13 protein-coding genes are annotated in these 16,789 nt (G+C 62.7%); 3 read left to right on the top strand and 10 right to left on the bottom strand.

Annotated elements, in window-relative coordinates; translation table 11 throughout:
• Positions 1-54: 54 nt before the first annotated feature.
• The 8 genes from EP30_RS08660 to EP30_RS08695 form a co-directional block, all read right to left on the bottom strand.
• Positions 55-1,344: an acetylornithine transaminase gene (locus EP30_RS08660; RefSeq protein ID WP_140557896.1), complete on the bottom strand. Its 1,290-nt coding sequence runs from the start codon at positions 1,342-1,344 to the stop codon at positions 55-57.
• Positions 1,337-2,308 carry an acetylglutamate kinase gene (gene argB / locus EP30_RS08665; RefSeq protein ID WP_375137752.1) on the bottom strand — a complete coding sequence of 324 codons (972 nt, stop codon included), beginning with the start codon at positions 2,306-2,308 and terminating at the stop codon, positions 1,337-1,339. The genes EP30_RS08660 and argB overlap by 8 nt, the downstream gene beginning before the upstream one ends.
• 87 nt (positions 2,309-2,395) lie before the next feature.
• A complete protein-coding gene (gene argJ, locus EP30_RS08670; RefSeq protein WP_140557898.1) occupies positions 2,396-3,565 on the bottom strand; it encodes a bifunctional glutamate N-acetyltransferase/amino-acid acetyltransferase ArgJ in 1,170 nt (389 codons plus the stop codon).
• Positions 3,562-4,656: an N-acetyl-gamma-glutamyl-phosphate reductase gene (gene argC / locus EP30_RS08675; protein WP_140557901.1), complete on the bottom strand. Its 1,095-nt coding sequence runs from the start codon at positions 4,654-4,656 to the stop codon at positions 3,562-3,564. The genes argJ and argC overlap by 4 nt, the downstream gene beginning before the upstream one ends.
• Before the next feature lie 142 nt (positions 4,657-4,798).
• On the bottom strand, positions 4,799-5,509 hold the full coding sequence (locus EP30_RS08680) for a DUF4190 domain-containing protein (RefSeq protein WP_140557903.1): 711 nt from the start codon (positions 5,507-5,509) through the stop codon (positions 4,799-4,801).
• Positions 5,510-5,612: 103 nt separating this feature from the next.
• Complete coding sequence (gene pheT, locus EP30_RS08685) at positions 5,613-8,231, bottom strand: phenylalanine--tRNA ligase subunit beta (RefSeq protein ID WP_140557905.1); 2,619 nt, start codon at positions 8,229-8,231, stop codon at positions 5,613-5,615.
• A gap of 6 nt (positions 8,232-8,237) precedes the next feature.
• Positions 8,238-9,305, bottom strand: a complete 1,068-nt coding sequence (gene pheS / locus EP30_RS08690) for a phenylalanine--tRNA ligase subunit alpha (protein ID WP_094662605.1) — start codon at positions 9,303-9,305, stop codon at positions 8,238-8,240.
• Positions 9,306-9,383: 78 nt separating this feature from the next.
• Complete coding sequence (locus EP30_RS08695) at positions 9,384-10,286, bottom strand: RNA methyltransferase (protein WP_140557907.1); 903 nt, start codon at positions 10,284-10,286, stop codon at positions 9,384-9,386.
• 194 nt (positions 10,287-10,480) lie between these two features.
• Between EP30_RS08695 and EP30_RS08700 the strand changes: the two genes are divergently transcribed.
• The 3 genes from EP30_RS08700 to EP30_RS08710 all read left to right on the top strand — a co-directional run bounded on the left by EP30_RS08700 (position 10,481) and on the right by EP30_RS08710 (position 14,064).
• Positions 10,481-12,166, top strand: coding sequence for an FtsX-like permease family protein (locus EP30_RS08700; protein WP_140557909.1), 1,686 nt, complete (start codon positions 10,481-10,483; stop codon positions 12,164-12,166).
• A 120-nt stretch (positions 12,167-12,286) separates the two neighbouring features.
• Positions 12,287-12,997, top strand: a complete 711-nt coding sequence (locus tag EP30_RS08705) for an ABC transporter ATP-binding protein (protein WP_140557940.1) — start codon at positions 12,287-12,289, stop codon at positions 12,995-12,997.
• Positions 12,998-13,197: 200 nt separating this feature from the next.
• On the top strand, positions 13,198-14,064 hold the full coding sequence (locus EP30_RS08710) for a MurR/RpiR family transcriptional regulator (protein ID WP_140557911.1): 867 nt from the start codon (positions 13,198-13,200) through the stop codon (positions 14,062-14,064).
• 190 nt (positions 14,065-14,254) lie between these two features.
• On the opposite strand, the gene phnX is transcribed toward EP30_RS08710, so the two are convergent.
• Both phnX and EP30_RS08720 read right to left on the bottom strand, forming a co-directional pair.
• Positions 14,255-15,037, bottom strand: a complete 783-nt coding sequence (gene phnX / locus EP30_RS08715; protein ID WP_094662615.1) for a phosphonoacetaldehyde hydrolase — start codon at positions 15,035-15,037, stop codon at positions 14,255-14,257.
• Between the two features lie 426 nt (positions 15,038-15,463).
• Positions 15,464-16,669 carry a 2-aminoethylphosphonate--pyruvate transaminase gene (locus tag EP30_RS08720; protein ID WP_140557914.1) on the bottom strand — a complete coding sequence of 402 codons (1,206 nt, stop codon included), beginning with the start codon at positions 16,667-16,669 and terminating at the stop codon, positions 15,464-15,466.
• Between the last annotated feature and the right edge of the window lie 120 nt (positions 16,670-16,789).

Raw genomic sequence — 16,789 nt, forward strand, 5'->3', positions numbered from 1 at the left:
GATCCGTCCGTGGTTCCGGCAGACATGACGGTGATGGAAATGGGGTTCGTTCGATCAGTCGTTGGGCAGATCGGTCGGGACCTTGGCCAGAACGCTCAGGCACTCGTCCACGTCCTGCTCGCTGACGATCAGCGGCGGCGCAAACCGCAGGGCGTTCGGTGCGACGGCATTGACGATCAGACCGTGTTCCAGCGCCCATCCGGCCACTGCGTGGGCGCACGGGTGGCTCAGCTGCACGGCGTCCAGCAGGCCACGGCCACGCACCTCGCCGTACAGCGGGTTGTCAAGCGCCGCGAGACCGTCGCGCAGCTGCTTGCCGCGCGCCTCGGCGTTGGCGAGCAGGTCGTCGTCCTCAATGGTCTTGAGTGTGGCGAGCGCGGCGGCTGCACCAAGCGGATTGCCGGCGAAGGTGGAGCCGTGCGAGCCCGGGGTGAACAGGGAGGAGAGTTTCTCACCGAAGGCGATCAGGCCGCCCATCGGGAAACCGCCGGCGACGCCCTTGGCGAAGGTGATCGCGTCCGGGATGACGCCGCCGCTCAGGTCCTCGCGCTGGAAGGCGAACCATTCGCCGGTGCGGCCGATACCGGTCTGCACCTCGTCGATGATCAGCAGGGCGTTGTTCCTGTCGCACAGTTCGCGCGCGGCCTTCACGTAGTCGGCACCCAACGGCACGACACCGGCCTCGCCCTGGATGAGCTCCATGATCACGGCGGCGACCGGTCCCTTGCCGTAGCGGCCCAGGCCGGTTTCGTTGAAGGCTCGCTGCAACGACTCCACATTGCCGGCCTCCACGAATTCGACGGCAGGAACCAGCGGTTCGAACGGCTTGCGGATCACGGGCTTCCACGTGGCGCTCAGCGCGCCGAGCGTACGACCGTGGAATCCGTGGGTCATGGCGAGAATACGGGCCGGCTTGCCGCCGATGTCGGGCAGCGCGCCGTGCAGGGTGCGGCCGTAGAGCTTGGCGAGCTTGATCGCGGCCTCGTTCCCCTCGGCTCCGGAGTTGCCGAAGTACACGTGCGATCCTTCCGGCGCCCCGGCGAGCTCGATCAGCTTAGATGCCAGTTCGATCTGCGGTTCGGTGGCGAAGTAGTTGCTGGTGTGTCCCACCTTGGCGGCCTGCTCGGCAATGGCCTTCACCCATGCGGGGTGCGCATATCCGAGGGCGTTCACGGCGATGCCACCGAGGAAGTCCAGATATTCGTTGCCGTCGACGTCCCAGATTCGGGTGCCCTGACCATGATCCATCACGCGCAGAGGCGTGCCGAATACGTTCATGTGCACGTTCTTGTAGGAGTCCAGCCACTTGGCGTCGTTGGCACCCAGCGTTTCCTTGTCAGACATAGTTGTAAGAGCTCCTCATTTCGATGCCATCCGCGGGGATCACCATTGTGCCGATACCCTGCGTGGTGAAAATCTCGTTCAGAATGGAGTGCGGCTTACGACCGTCGATGATGTGGGCCTCTTCCACACCACTGTCGAGCGCTCGCACGCATGCTTCCATTTTCGGCCGCATGCCGGACTCGAGTTCGGGCAGCATGTCGCGCAGATTCTCCACGCCGATGCGACCGATCAGGGAGTCCTTGTCGGGCCAGTCGGCGTATAGACCGTCGACGTCGGTGAGAATGACCAGCTTACGGGCACCCAGCGCGCCGGCCAGTGCGGCCGCGGCGGAGTCGGCGTTCACGTTGAGCACTTCGGTGGGATCGTCCTCGTTCGGAGCGACGGATGACACCACGGGGATGCGTCCTGCGGCGATCAGGTCCTCCACCGCGGAGGAGTCCACGCTCACCACATCGCCCACAAGGCCGATGTCGGTGGGCTTGCCGTCGATGATCGGCTTGCGCTGCATGGCGGAGAACAGTCCACCGTCCTCACCCGACAGGCCGACCGCCATCGGTCCGTGCGAGTTGATCAGACCCACCAGTTCCCTGGACACCTTGCCGGTGAGCACCATGCGCACCACGTCCATCGCCTCGGGCGTGGTGACGCGCAGACCGCCTTTGAACTCGGACTTGATACCCAATGCCTTGAGCATGTTCGAGATCTGCGGGCCGCCGCCGTGCACCACCACCGGGTGAAGTCCCACCTGACGGAGGAACACCATGTCCTCGGCGAAGTTCTGCTTGAGCTTCTCGTCCACCATGGCGTTGCCGCCGTACTTGATGACGATGCGCTGGCCGTAGAACTCCTCAAGCCACGGCAACGCCTCGATCAGCACCTCGGCCTTCTGGTCGGCGCGCAGATCGGTGTGCACATCGAAATGGAATCCGGGTCCAACCACCGTTTTCGTCTCTGCCTTAACCACAGTTCAGTCCTAGTTCAGTCCTTGTTCGTTCAGTTCGTTATCGTGTCGTGTCCAATGCCGTTGCGGGGTATGCCGATCCGCTGATCGTCACGACTCGTAATCGGCGTTGATGTGCACGTATTCGTGCGTCAGGTCGTCGGTCCACACGGTGGCCTGGCTGTCACCCTCGCCCAAGTCGATGTCGAAATGCACCTCGCGCGGGGTCATGTCGACCTCGGAGCGCGGACGTCCGGGCTTGCCACCGTCGCACACGCGCACGCCGTTGACGTCGACGGTCACATTGTTCGGGTCGTACGGAGCCACGTCGACGGGCACGGTGCCGAGAGAGGAGACCACGCGTCCCCAGTTCGGGTCGTTGCCGCACACCGCGCACTTGAGCAGGTTGGATGCGGCCACGGCACGGGCGCAGGCCAGCGCGGCGTCCTCGCTGGTGGCACCGGTCACGGTCACGCGGATGTCATGGGATGCGCCTTCACCGTCGCCGATGATCTGACGGGACAGCGATGCGCAGGCCTTGGCGACCATGGCGTCGAATTCATCCTCGTCCGGCTCCACGCCCGAAGCGCCGGATGCCAGCAGCAGCACGGTGTCGTTGGTCGACATGCAGCCATCCACGTCGATGCGGTTGAACGACGTCTCCACACCGGCCGACAGCGCCTTGCGCGCCTGCTCGGCGGTCACCTTGGCGTCGGTGGTGATCACGCACAGCATGGTGGCCAGCTGCGGGGCGATCATGCCCGATCCCTTGACCATGCCGCCGATGCGGTAGCCGGCACCTTCCAGAGCGACCGTCTTCTTCTTGGTGTCGGTGGTCAGAATGGCCTCGGCGGCCAGTTCGCCGGCTTCGGCGGACTCGGACAGCGCGTTGTGCGCCAGTTCAACGCCGGACAACACGTTGTCAAGAGGAAGGAGATCGCCGATCATGCCGGTGGAGCACACCGCGATGTCGGTGTCGGCCACTCCCAGCAGCGAGGCGAGCTTGGCGGCGGTGTCCGCCGACTGGCGGTATCCGGCCTCACTCGTACAGGCGTTGGCGCAACCGGAGTTGAGTACCACGGCCTTGATATGGCCATCGGCCACGACCTTGCGCGACCACTGCACGGGTGCCGCGCAGAAACGGTTGGCGGTGAACACGCCGGCCGCCACGTCAAGCGGGCCGTCGTTGACTACGACGGCCATATCCTTCTTGTCTTCCACGGCCGAGATGCCGGCCGCCACTCCACTTGCGGAGAATCCCTTTGCGAACGTCACACTCACGGTGCTACTCCAATCGTCGTCAGTCCAGTGCTTTCGTCAAGTCCAAGCGCGATGTTCAGCGACTGCACCGCCTGACCGGCGGTTCCCCTGTTGAGGTTGTCGATGGCGCTGAACGCCAGCAGTCGTCCCGCCTTGCGGTCCACCGCCACCTGAATGTGCGCGGCGTTCGATCCGATGATGTTGCCGGTCGCCGGCAGGACGTCTTCGGGCAGCAGGATCATGAAATGCTCGTCCGCGTAGGCCTTCTCCCATACGGAACGGATTTCGGCATCGCTCATGGCAGCCGCCTTCGCGGTCAGCGGGGCGGAGACGGTGGACAGGATTCCACGCGCCATGGGTGCCAGAATCGGCGTGAATCCGAGCTCGAAGCGTCCGGCCTGATCAGCGGACAGACCCGCGGCATGGGCGAAGTTCTGCAGGATCTCGGGAATGTGGCGATGCGTGCCGCCCACACCGTACGGGACCGCGGATCCCAGAGCCTCGGCGGCCAGCAGGTTGGTGCGCTTGAGGTTCTTGCCGGCACCGGAGTATCCGACCACCAGATCGGCCACCAGACCATCGGGCTCGACCAGGCCCTCCGCGATGCCGGGCTGCATGGCCAGCGTGGTGCCGGTCACGTTGCATCCGGGGCCGGCGATGCGCGTGACGCCCTTAAGGTTGTCGCGCTGACGCAGATAGGAGCCGTCGGCAGCCTTACCGCGGATCAGCTCGGGCATGCCGTACGCCCAGTGTTCGTAGAAATCCCCGCCATAGTAGTCATCCCAGGCGGACTGCTCTTCGAGACGATGATCGGCACCAAGATCGACCACCACGCTGTTGGGGTCAAGCTGGGCGGCCAGCGCGCCGGACGCGCCGTGCGGCAACGCCAGAATGATCACATCGTGACCATTGAGCACTTCGGGAGTGGTGTCCTCTACGGTCAGATCGGCCAGTTGCGGAATATGCGGCATATGCTTGCCGAGCTTGTCCCCCACCGAGGAATGGCCGGCCACGCAGGTGACCCGCATGTTCGGATGCGCCGCGAGAATGCGCAACGCCTCCCCTCCTGCATATCCAGTGGCTCCCGCCACCGCGACCGTGTATTGAGCCATGTCATACCCTCTTTGACTTGCGTTGTTTTGCAATAGCGCCGATTATACACACTATGCAGACCAATGCATAATTATGCATTTCACATAGCAAGCATATTCACACTCCATATGCACCGTGCACTTATATGTACCACCGGGATTGTTACACCGAGGTTCCGCCGTCCGTGCCGCCAGTGCCGCCGGTCGAATCCAGACCGTACATCTGCAAAACAAGCTGCGTGGGGTCCATGCCCGTCACCATCAGATACAGGTCCAACGCTGTCACAAGAAGTCCCATGATCACGGCGGCGACAGCCAATCCACGACCCTTCATGTGGAATCGTCCGGTACGCCAGATGGAGAACGCGCCGAGAATCACCGGCATCACTGGGATGCTGATCAACGCGCTGACGAAGGCGACGATGGCAGCCGAATCCCATCTGCCATACAGAGGATTCTGATTCGGATCATTCATATCGATGCCGTTCCAGTAGTCCGGCACATACCCGTTTCCCCGACCACCGTTCGGATACTGCGGATACTGGCGATATGGGGACTGTGGCTGGCCTGCGCCACGCCAATCGGAATCCGGCGACTGCGGGGAACCCGGCCAACTGGAATATCCATTGCCAGCCCCGGGATTCCCGTCGGCTCCGTTCATCATGTCATCAGGCGACTTGCCGGACTGGTCCTCCGAACCGTCGGATTTGTCAGGCTCCGGCGCACCATACACGTAAGGATTCCAACCCGGATATCGACTGGCCATCTGACCGTACTCGGGCTGGGCATACTGGCCGTACTCGGGCTGATCGACACGCCCGGAGCCATCGGACTGACTCGTATTGTGATCGGTATTCTGCGGGTTTGAATTCATGTCTTCCTTACCTAGCAGCGGATTTGCATTGTTTCCTGAACATCCACTGTACGACCATACAAAAAGGCCCCCAGCAAATTCAGCCGGGGGCCTTAGCGAGCGATCAGGCGCGCAGCTGGGCGCCCAGAGCCTCGGCCTTGTCCACGATCGCCTGTCGGATCGCCTCGCTATCGGAGGAATCCAGCGTCTTGGACGGGGAACGGAAGGTGACGGCGAACGCCAGCGACTTGGAATCCTTGCCCACCTGTTCGCCGGTGAAGACGTCGAACAGTTCGATGGACTCGAGGTTCTCGCCAGCCGCCTCGCGGATCACGTCCTCAAGCTCACGGGCGGTTACCGAGGTAGGCACGGTGAACGCCAGATCCTGATGGACCGGCGGGAACGTGGCGATCGGCTTGGCCTGCACCGGCTTGTCGTCGAGCGCGGGCAACAGCGCCGTGAGGTTGAGCTCCATGGCGGCGGAGTGCTCCGGGAAGCCCAGTGCCTCGTTGACGTGCGGATGGAACTCGCCCACCTCGCCCACCTTGGTGCCGTCGGGCAGGGTCACTTCGGCGTAGCGGCCGGGATGCCACGATGCCGGCACCTGATCGGCAGCGGGCTGGCGGAGACGCAGATCGGCACCCAGACGTTCGGAGATGCGGGTGACGACCTCGACCGCGTCGGACCAGTCCACATCGCGGGACTCACCCAGCCAGCCGGCGTCAACCGCCTTGCCGGTGAGGATGGCGGCCGTGTGCAGCGGCTGATCGGGCAGACCGGCGTCAAGCGCCGCAAGCTGCTCGTCGGTCGGCTTCACGCCGCCCGGAAGCGCCGGAATGGCCGGAGCGTCCGGATTCCACAGGAACACATGACCGGTCTCGAACAGGCTGACGTTCTGCAGACCACGACGGATGTTGCGCTGCACGGTCATGGCGAGCGTCAGCAACAGCGAACGGCGCAGGAACGGACGGTCGCCGGCGAGCGGATTGGTGATCTCCACGCTGATCGGCTTGATGGCCTTGTCGTCAAGGGCGAAGGCCTTGTAGTCGGCATCGCCGACGAACGGATAGCTCAGCGTCTCCACCAGACCGTACTGGGCGAGCGTGTTGGAGACCCAGCGCTGACGCTGCTGCTCCAAGGTCAGTCCCGTGCGACCGGAGGCCGGGACCGGAGGCACACGCACCGGAATCTCGTCATAGCCGACGAGTCGAGCCACTTCCTCGACCAGATCGCACGGCTCGGTCAGATCCGGACGCCAGGTCGGAGGCTGCACGGAGAACTCGCCGTTGCCGCCACCGCCCACGTGGCAGCCGATGTCAGTGAGGATATCGGAGATCGTGTTGGTGTCGAGTTCCAGACCGGAGACTCGCGCCACCTCGCTCACCTTGAAGCGGATGTCGTGCGGACGCGTGGTGGCGTTGTAGTCCACCGGGGTCCTGGAGCCTTCGCCGGAACCGTAGCGGGTGAGCAGTTCGACGGCCATCTCCACTGCCGCAGGCTGCAGCTGGGTGTCCACGCCGCGTTCGAAACGACGGGACGCCTCGGACGGGGTCTTGTGACGACGCGCGGAACGGGCGATCGACACCTGATCGAAGTGCGCGGCCTCGACGAAGATGTCGGTGGTCTCGCTGGTGATCTCACCGTACAGACCGCCCATCACACCGGCCAGGCCCAGAATGCGGGAGGCGTGCTCACCATTCGGGGAATCGGTGATCAGCAGGTCTTCGGGGCTCAGGTCATGCTCCTTCTTGTCGAGCGTGGTGAGCTTCTCTCCCTCACTGGCGCGACGCACCACGATCGGGCCTTCGATCTTGTTCAGATCGTAGGCGTGCAGCGGCTGGCCAAGATCGAGCATCACGTAGTTGGTCACGTCCACGGCCAGGGAGATCGAACGCATGCCTGCGCGAATCAGACGACGGCGCATCCAATTGGGGGTGGGGGCGTTCGGGTTGAAGTCACGCACGATGCGGCCATAGTAGCGGTCGCAGCCGGGCACGCCGTGAATCGTATTGTTGTCCTCGACCAGCACCTCCATATCCTTCACCGGGGCGGCACCGTCGACGGGCTTGGCCTCGTGCGGGGCCTTCTCGTTCAGCTCGATCACCGGATCGGTGAACACGGCCTTGGTGGAGTGGTGGTATTCGCGGGCCACACCACGGTAGGAGAACGCGTAGCCACGGTCCGGAGTGATGTTGATCTCCAGCACGGGATTGTTCAGGTGCAGCAGCTCCATGGCGTCGTCACCGGGCTGCAGCGCGTCATACTCCTGCTTGGAGAAGCCGTATTCGCGCAGCAGGATGATGCCGTCATGGCTGTCACCAAGTCCAAGCTCGCGTTCGGACGCGCACATGCCGTTGGAGATGTGACCGTAGGTCTTGCGCGGTTCGATCTTGAAATCGCCGGGCAGCACGGCACCGGGCAGCGTGACGACCACCTTTTCGCCGGCGGCCATGTTCGGTGCGCCGCAGATGATGCCACGGGGCACCTTGTTGCCGTTCTCGTCAGTCTCGTTGAATTCGTCACCGACGTCCACATGGCACCAGTTGATGGTCTTGCCGTTCTTCTGCGGTTCGGGGGTGGCGTCCACCACGTAGCCGACCACGATCGGGCCGGTCACCTGGGACTGGTGGATCTCCTCTTCCTCGAGGCCGACGCGCACCAGATCCTTGGCGAGCTGCTCGTAGGTGAGGTCTTCGGGAATCTCGACATGGTCCTTGAGCCAGTCGATATCGATCATCGGCATGTGAAATCACTCCCCCATCGCGAACTGTTCGGAGAAACGCACGTCGCCTTCCACGAGGTCGTGCATATCGTTGATGTCATGACGCAGCAGCAGCGTGCGCTCGATGCCCACGCCGAACGCGAAGCCCGAGTACACGGTCGGGTCAAGACCGGCGGACTTGAGCACGTTCGGGTTCACCATGCCGCAGCCACCCCATTCGATCCAGCCGGGGCCGCCCTTCTTGTCGGGGAACCACAGATCCAGCTCGGCACTCGGCTCGGTGAACGGGAAGTAGCTCGGGCGCAGGCGGCTCTTGGCCTCCGGGCCGAACATGGCCACGGCCAGCTTGTCGAGCACGCCCTTGAGATCCGCCATGGTCAGGTGCTTGTCCACGGCGAGCGCCTCGCACTGGTGGAAGACCGGGGTGTGGGTGGCATCCAGCTCGTCGGTGCGGAACACACGACCGGTGCAGGCGATGTACAGCGGCACACCGCGAGTGATGAGGGCACGGACCTGATCGGAGGATGTCTGCGTGCGCATCACCATGTTGGAGCCCACGAATCCGGCGGCGTCCTTGGCCTGGTTGCCCTTGATGTAGAAGGTGTCCTGCATCTGACGGGCAGGGTGGTCGGGACCGAAGTTCAGAGCGTCGAAGTCGTACCATTCGGTCTCCACCTCGGGACCGTCGGCGACCTGCCATCCCATGGAGATGAAGAAGTCCTGCACGTCCTCCATGAGCTTGGGCAGCGGGTGACGCGCGCCGAGCGGATGACGGCGCACAGGCTGGGTCATGTCCACGGATTCGGCGGCGAGCTTGGCCTTCTCCTCGGCGGCCTTGACCTCCTGCTCCTTGGTTCCGAAGGCACGACCGAAGTCGGCGCGCAGCTTGCCCATCAGCTTGCCTGCGTCCTTCTTCTGGTCCTTCGGCAGGGCTCCGATTGCCTTGCTGGCCTTGGTCATCGCCGAATCGGCTCCGGCGTACTGGGTCTTGATCGCCTTGAGTTCCTCCAGGGTGGAGGCGTTCTTGATCTTCTCGATGCCTTCGGCGACGGCTTCCGTCACCGCTTGGGCATCAAAGGTTGCAACATCTGCCACAGGGACACCTTTCCGTTGGCAAAATTACGCTTACACAACAACTGTCCCATACGATTTTGCCCGCATGGGACGCCAAATTCACATTGTTCTCATATGACTAGACATAGCCAGCGAGTACAGCAGCACCGCGGCGCTGGTCGCCAGATTCAATGATTCCGCCTTGCCATATATAGGGATGGAGACGATGCCGTCGCAGTCCTCGAGGATGGCCTCGTCGAGTCCTCGCGCTTCGTTTCCGAACAAAATCGAACGTACACTGTGCGATTCCGTCTGGCCCTTTGCCAACAGCCGCGGCAACGGCACGGGGGTCAGCGATTCGGTGCCACGTACATCAGCGGCCAGCACTTCGCCATCATGCTTCCGGTTCCACGTCAGCAGGTCCGCGACCGAGGCACGAAGCACGGGGATATGGAACAACGACCCTGCGGTGGAACGGATCACCTTGGGACTCAACGGGTCCACGCAGTCGTCGACGAACACCACGGCCGATGCGCCGGCGGCGTCGGCGGTGCGGATCACCGTTCCGGCGTTGCCGGGGTCGCGCACCTGCCAGAAGGCCGCGATGGTCAGCGGCGCGTCCGCGTCATGCTGCAATCTGCCGGGATCCATGTCAACCAGTCGGCCGATCATGCCCTCGGATGACGCCACGGCGGCAATGCCCTGTGCGTCGCCGCTGATCGCGGCCATCACGCGTTCGGTCACATAGTGCACATAGATGCGACTGCGATCGCCGGATTTGTCGGAGAACACGGTCGAGGCGATCTCCGCGGCGCGCGCGCTGGCGGTGTTGCCGTCCTCGTCGATTTCGATATAGAGGTCCTGCACGATCTCCGGACGCAGTTCGACGGCCTCCCGCACGGCCTGAGGCGCTTCGATCAGAAAGCGGCCGGACTTGCGCCGCGCCTTGGTTTTGGCAAGATCGGCCACGCGTCGAATACGTTCGGCGTTTGGATTATCCAGAATTCCCTTGGTCAATGGCATAGCCCTCACTGTAGCCCATCCATACCCCCGACCATTCAGCGGATATTCAGTTTTCTCCCGGTGAACACGACTGACATTGCCGGATCGCTTCGAGGCATCCGCCAGTGCCCATTCCGACTGCGCAGGCACGCTAGGAACCGTAATCGCGGACGAACGGTTTCCGCGACCCTATCCATGACCCGAGGAAAATCGATATGTTCATTGTCAAGAACGCCTGGCGATCAGTAGTGCGCAACAAAGGGCGCAACATCCTTATCGTGGCAATCGTGGCGATCATCGCGGCCGCCGCGACGATCGGCCTGTCCATCCGCGACGCGGCCCAGACCGCACGTGACGAGGGACTTGCGAACACCGAGGTGACGGCCACGATCAGCCTCGACCGTGACAAGCTCATCAGCGAGGCACGACAGAACGCCTCATCAGACTCCGACGATTCGTCTGATTCCAGCGGCGGGCAACCGGACTTCGACGCCATGCGTTCGGCGCTCGACCAGAGCTCGCTCACCCTCGCCGACTATCAGAAGTACGCCAAGGCGTCCAGCGTGAACGTCACCACCTACTATTCGGAGGAGACCGGTGTAAGCGCCACCGACGACTTCCAGCCGGTGGAGACGTCCACATCCTCGAACGCCTCGAATTCGTCATCCGGCACGTCGTCCGATACCTCAACGAACACCGATGGCAACCAGCCCGGAGGACCCGACGGACAGCAGGGCGGACCGGGCGGTTCCATGACGCAGGGCGATTTCACCCTCACCGGATTCTCGTCAGACAAGGCCATCGCCAACGCCCGCAACGGCTCGTTCACCATGGTGGACGGCAAGGTGTTCGGATACGACTCCTCCAGCGACGGTCAGGCAATCATCTCCCAGTCCCTTGCGGAATTCAATAATCTGAACGTGGGCGATACCATCACCGTGGCCGATCCGTCGGACTCGTCGAAGACGTACACGCTGACCATCGTGGGCATCTACAAGAACTCGTCAAGCGAGAACACCACGGCCGCCGGGCCGATGGGCGGCACCAGCCAGGACGCGGCCAACGCCATCTACACCTCCGTCTCCACGCTCAAGTCGCTCGGACTTGACTCCGACACCACGTCCTCGTCCGACTCATCCAACGCCACCCAGCTCAATTTCACCTACGTGCTCGGCAGCAAGGACGATTACGAAACCTTCAGCAACGACGTGAAGAACGCCGGCCTCGACGACACGTACACCGTCTCCTCCGCGGACGTGGAACAGTACGAGTCCAGCCTCGTTCCGCTGGACAACCTCGCGAAGTTCGCGCTCACACTGCTCGTCATCGTGCTCGTTGTGGGCGCGGTGGTGCTCATCGTGATCAACCTGTTCAACATCCGCGAGCGCAAGTACGAGGTGGGCGTGCTCACCGCCATCGGCGTGAAGAAAGCCAAGGTGGCGGCACAGTTCGCGATCGAGCTGCTCATCGTCACCATGATCGGCATCGCACTGGGTGTGGCCGGCGGAGCCGCGGCATCGGTGCCCGTGTCGAACGAGCTGCTTGCCCAGCAGGTGTCCTCGCAGCAGTCCGAAGCGCAGAGCCAGCAGGAGCAGTTCGGCCGCAACGCCGACATGGGAGGACCGGGAGGACAGTCCGCCGGATCGAATGATTCCGGCGCATCCGGCACCGATTCGTCAGACAATGACTCCGCCAACGGAACCGCCGCCAACGCGCCCGGACGCCCCGGTGGCCTGACGCGCGCCACGAACTACATCACCACAGTGAACGCCACGGTGAACTTCGCGGTGGTGGCGCAGATGATCCTCATCGGACTGGCGCTCACACTGTTCTCCGCTCTGGTCGGCATCATCTCCGTGATCCGGTACGAGCCACTGCAGATCCTCGCCGATCGATCCTGACGGCATCGCACAACCACAATCATTCATGAAGCCATGAATATGAACACGAACAAAGGAATCATCATGACGGAACCTGCAATCACCGAGGCAACGGCCACTGTGGAACAGACGGAACAGGACATGACCGTGACGGATCGTACAACCGATCACACAACGGATCGCAGCGACTCCCCCGTCCTCATGCTCGACAACGTGTCCTACTCCTACACCAAAGGCGGCAAGAAGGTCATTCGCAACCTGAGCCGATCGTTCGAAGCGGGCAAGGTGATTGCGATCACCGGACCGTCCGGAGCCGGCAAGACCACCGTGCTCTCACTGCTGTCCGGACTCACCTCCCCCACCGAGGGACGCATTCTGTACCGCGGCAAGGATCTGGCGAAGGCCGACCGATACCACTATCGCAGCCATGACATCGGCGTGATCTTCCAGAGCTTCAACCTGCTGCCGTCGCTCAGTGTGGAGGAGAACATCATCCTGTCCATGGACGCCAGCGGCAAGCAGTTCACCCAGCCCAAGCACGACATCGCGATCGGGCTGCTCGCCAAGGTGCGACTGGCCGAAGAGTATGCAAAGGAACGCATCCTGCATCTGTCCGGCGGAGAACAGCAGCGAGTGGCCATCGCCAGTGCGCTGAGCTACGACCCCGACGTGATCATCGCCGACGAACCCACCGGCAACCTCGATCTGGGAACGCAGGACGACATCATGGCCATCTTCCGGGAGCTGGCCCACACGGAGGGCAAATGCGTGATCATCGTGACGCACAGCCCCGATGTGGCAAGCCAGTCGGATGAGGTGTTCCAGCTCGCCGCACTGCGCCGACAGCGGTGACGTCACCGAACCCCACCGTCTTGGCCCCGCGACCACTATTCGGTCGCGGGGCCAAGCACGTTCATGAACAGTTCACCCAACGTCCAGATTGTCTGAGTCGCTCCGATAGATTATCCGGCTATGCTTTCCGCAGACGCAGTGATGGAAGTAGGAAACAGCAGTAGGAAACAAGCGACGACAGGGTTGACAAGGGAGCGGAAGTGGGCGCTTTGATGGACGTGAAACAACGGATCAGCAATATCTACACCACGTTGCGACCAGCGGAGAAGTCCGTGGCATCATTCATTCACGAACATTACGACGATATAGGCAACCTGACGGTGGCGCAACTGGCCGAAGCCGCCGAAGTGAGCCAACCCACCGTGATCCGGTTCGCCCGCAAACTCGGGTTCAACGGCTACCGCGAAATGCGATACGTGCTCAACCACCCCATGGAGGACCCGCAGGCGTTCGAGCCGCTGGAAGGATACGACCTGCATCCGTGGGACGGCATCGACGACGTTCCCGCCAAGGCCGTGACGGGAGCGAAGGCGATGCTGGACGAGATGATGCAGTCGCTGTCCGTCAAGGAGTTTCACAAGGCCGTATCCATGATCGCTCGCGCACGCATCGTGGACATCTACAGCGTGGAGGACTCCGTCACCCCGGCCGAGGATCTGCTCACCAAACTCACGTATCTCGGTCTGCAGTGCCGCATGCACACCGACGTCTATCTGCAGCAGATCTCAGCCGGTCACCTCACCGACGCCGACGTGGCCGTGGCGTTCTCCTACTCCGGCAGTTCCGAGGACACGGTCAAGGCGCTGCGTCTGGCCCGCAATCAGGGTGCCGGAACGGTCGCCATCACGAACTCCACAGGCACGCCGATCGTCAACTGGGCCGACGTGTGCCTGCACGCCGGACACGGCGAGCGCACCATCTACGGCAACGCCATCTTCTCGCGCATCTCCCATATCGCGATCGTAGACATGCTCTACATGGGTGTGATCCTCAGCGACTACACCCACTACTCCGCGGCGTTGGACGATTCCGGACGCTACATCAGGGACAAGGTCTTCCACGGGTAAGTCCGCGAGAGAGTCCCACAGGCGACGGATCGGCGAGAGCACGAGAGCAGTAAGAGCCGCCTGAGAATATCAGCGAAGCAAACGCCAAAACTGGAGTCCACGCGAAACCTCACGTTGAAACGTGGTTTCGTTTGGACTCCAGTACGCCATCGGCACATGACCGACAGACGGACGCGATCACTATCAGGAATCAGGCGATCTGATCCAGCAGCGTCGGCAGTTCGGACATCGTGGAGATCACCGCGTCGGCACCGGCGGCGACGAACGCCTCACGGGCCTTGGTGCGGGCGGCGTCCTTATCGGCGTCGGACAGCGCCTCGAACTCGGTCTGGCTCATCGCCAGCTGCGAGCTGCCCTCGATCACACCGATCGTGAACACGCCGGCGTTCTTGCCTTCGCGAATGTCGGACAGGGTGTCGCCCACCTTCACGGCGGCGTGCACGGACGAGACGCCCAGCTTCTCCAGGTTGCGGAAGATCATGTACGGATAGGGACGACCGAAGCCGTTCGTACCGTCGGGGCTGATCCAGAAGTCGGGATCGTAGCCGTTCTCCTTGGCCTTCGGCACCACGATCTCCATCATCTTGTCGGTGTAGCCGGTGGTCGAACCGATCTTCAGGCCACGGTCGCGCAGCGCGGCCACGGCGTCAAGCACACCCGGCTTGGGATCGGCGTAGTTGTCCAGAATCGACAGCAGCTTCGGCTCGAAGTGCGCGTACACGTCGTCCACGTCCTTGTCGGTCGGGGCGGCGCCGTGCTCCTCCTCCCAGGCGCGGGCGATGCGCTCCATGTGCAGCATCGTGTTGATGTGATCGTGCTTGAGCATGCCCATCGGCTTGCGGGTCTCGTCCATCGTCGGATCGATGCCGAACTCGCGGAATGCCTCCTGGAAGGCGCGGACGGGGGCGAAGCAACCGTAGTCGACGGTGGTGCCGGCCCAATCGAAGATGACGGCCTCAAAACGCTTGGTCATGATGGTTCCTTTGGTTTGTTGGGTTGATATTGGGAAGAACTTGTTGGGAAAATCAGGGAAGAGGTTTGGGGAGATCTGTTGGAGGGTATCCGGGTGCGGTTCGGGTACCGGTGGGGTGTTTGGATTCCGTGGGGGTTGATATCGGGCGGGATTCGGACGGTGAAAGTGACGCTGCGCGGTGGGGGTGGTGGGCGACATGTGGTGCTTGATACACTCAGGGCCGCTCGGCCTCGCTCCGGGATTTGCTCGCAGAGCGTAGCAAATCCCTTCGCTGATTACGATCAAGCACCACATGTCGCCCACCACCACGGTTGACCTTTATGCCGTTACCCCGGTGGTATCGGAGCTCTCGGCTTCAAGAGAAGGCCCTGAACACCCATGACACCTGTCAGCGCGTTGTGAGAAGCGCCGTGGGAGGGATGGGGATCAGGCGGCGAGCTTGACGCCCATGGGGGCGGCGGCCTTGATCGGCTCGCCGGCCTTGTCCATCGCGGCGATCGCGGCGGGGACGGAATCGGAGCCGGTGGCGGCCTCGAGCAGACCGCGCTCCCCCATGTACAGGGCGAGCAGCTCGGTCACCTTTTCGATGTCGTCGGCGTAGATCTCGCCGATGTTGCCCAGACGGAACGTCTCCTCATCGGTCAGCTTGCCCGGGTAGATCGCGTAGCCGCGCTCCTTGATGAACTCGTACATGTCGTGGAAGTCGAAGCTCGTGCCCTTCGGGTAGAGGAACGTGGTGATGATCGGGCCCTGATGGTCGGTGAGGAACGTGGAGAAGCCCAGCGCCTTCATGCGGGCGATCAGCAGATCGTTGTTCAGCTGGTAGCGGGCGGAGCGCACGGGGATGCCGCCCTCCTCGAACATCTCGTCAAGCGCCTTGGAGAAGGCCAGCACCACGTGGGTCGGCGAGGTGTAGCGCCACTTGCCGTTCGCCTTCTCCAGCGTGTTCCACTGGTCCCACAGGTCCAGGGACAGGCTGCGGGCCTTGCCCTTGGAGGCTTCCAGCTTGGCCTTGTTGCAGATGATGAAGCTGAATCCGGGCACGCCCTGGATGCACTTGTTCGCCGAGGAGACCAGGAAGTCAATGCCCCACTCGGCCACCGGAACGTCCACGCCGCCGAAGGAGCTCATCGCGTCCACCATGAACGTCTTGCCATGCTCCTTGGCCACCTTGGCCACGGCCTGGATGTCGTTGAGCAGACCGGACGTGGTCTCGGAGTGGATCATCGACACATGCGTGATCGCGGGATCGGCATCGAGGTACTCGGCCACCTTGGCGGCGTCCGGGATGCGATCGTAGGGCTCGGCGTACTGGGTGTACGCGATGCCGGCGTGCTCGCAGATCTTCACCTGACGATCGCCGTACGCACCGTTGGTGCACAGCAGGACCTTCTCATCCTTGCCGATCACCGAGGTGAGCACGCTTTCCACACCGAACGTGCCGGAACCCTGCATGAGCACCGCCGTGTACTCTTCCGGATCGCAGTGGGCAAGCGTCAGCAGCTGACGGCGGATCTTCTGCGTGATCTGCTGATAGTCCTCATCCCACGTGCAGTGATCGACCAGCATCTCCTCCTTGACGGAACGGGTCGTGGTCAGCGGTCCGGGGGTAAGCAGCTTGTAATCGTTCATGATGTGTCGTCCTTCTCTTGGATTGGTGGATTGTTGTTGACAGTTGGATTGCATACGACGAGCCGATGCATGGTGCCTGACGCACTGTCATGCATCGGCTCGTCGCTCAGCTGACGGTGA

Source organism: Bifidobacterium sp. UTCIF-39 (assembly GCF_006408715.1).
Classification (GTDB): domain Bacteria; phylum Actinomycetota; class Actinomycetes; order Actinomycetales; family Bifidobacteriaceae; genus Galliscardovia; species Galliscardovia tissieri.

What these genes read in the sequence shown, in the direction of transcription:
- pheT (WP_140557905.1), bottom strand. Translation starts at nt 8,231, where the DNA reads ATGCCGATGATCGATATCGACTGGCTCAAGGACCATGTCGAGATTCCC.
- argC (WP_140557901.1), bottom strand. Translation starts at nt 4,656, where the DNA reads ATGGCTCAATACACGGTCGCGGTGGCGGGAGCCACTGGATATGCAGGA.
- phnX (WP_094662615.1), bottom strand. Translation starts at nt 15,037, where the DNA reads ATGACCAAGCGTTTTGAGGCCGTCATCTTCGATTGGGCCGGCACCACC.
- EP30_RS08695 (WP_140557907.1), bottom strand. Translation starts at nt 10,286, where the DNA reads ATGCCATTGACCAAGGGAATTCTGGATAATCCAAACGCCGAACGTATT.
- EP30_RS08680 (WP_140557903.1), bottom strand. Translation starts at nt 5,509, where the DNA reads ATGAATTCAAACCCGCAGAATACCGATCACAATACGAGTCAGTCCGAT.
- EP30_RS08705 (WP_140557940.1), top strand. Translation starts at nt 12,287, where the DNA reads ATGACCGTGACGGATCGTACAACCGATCACACAACGGATCGCAGCGAC.
- EP30_RS08660 (WP_140557896.1), bottom strand. Translation starts at nt 1,344, where the DNA reads ATGTCTGACAAGGAAACGCTGGGTGCCAACGACGCCAAGTGGCTGGAC.
- EP30_RS08700 (WP_140557909.1), top strand. Translation starts at nt 10,481, where the DNA reads ATGTTCATTGTCAAGAACGCCTGGCGATCAGTAGTGCGCAACAAAGGG.
- EP30_RS08720 (WP_140557914.1), bottom strand. Translation starts at nt 16,669, where the DNA reads ATGAACGATTACAAGCTGCTTACCCCCGGACCGCTGACCACGACCCGT.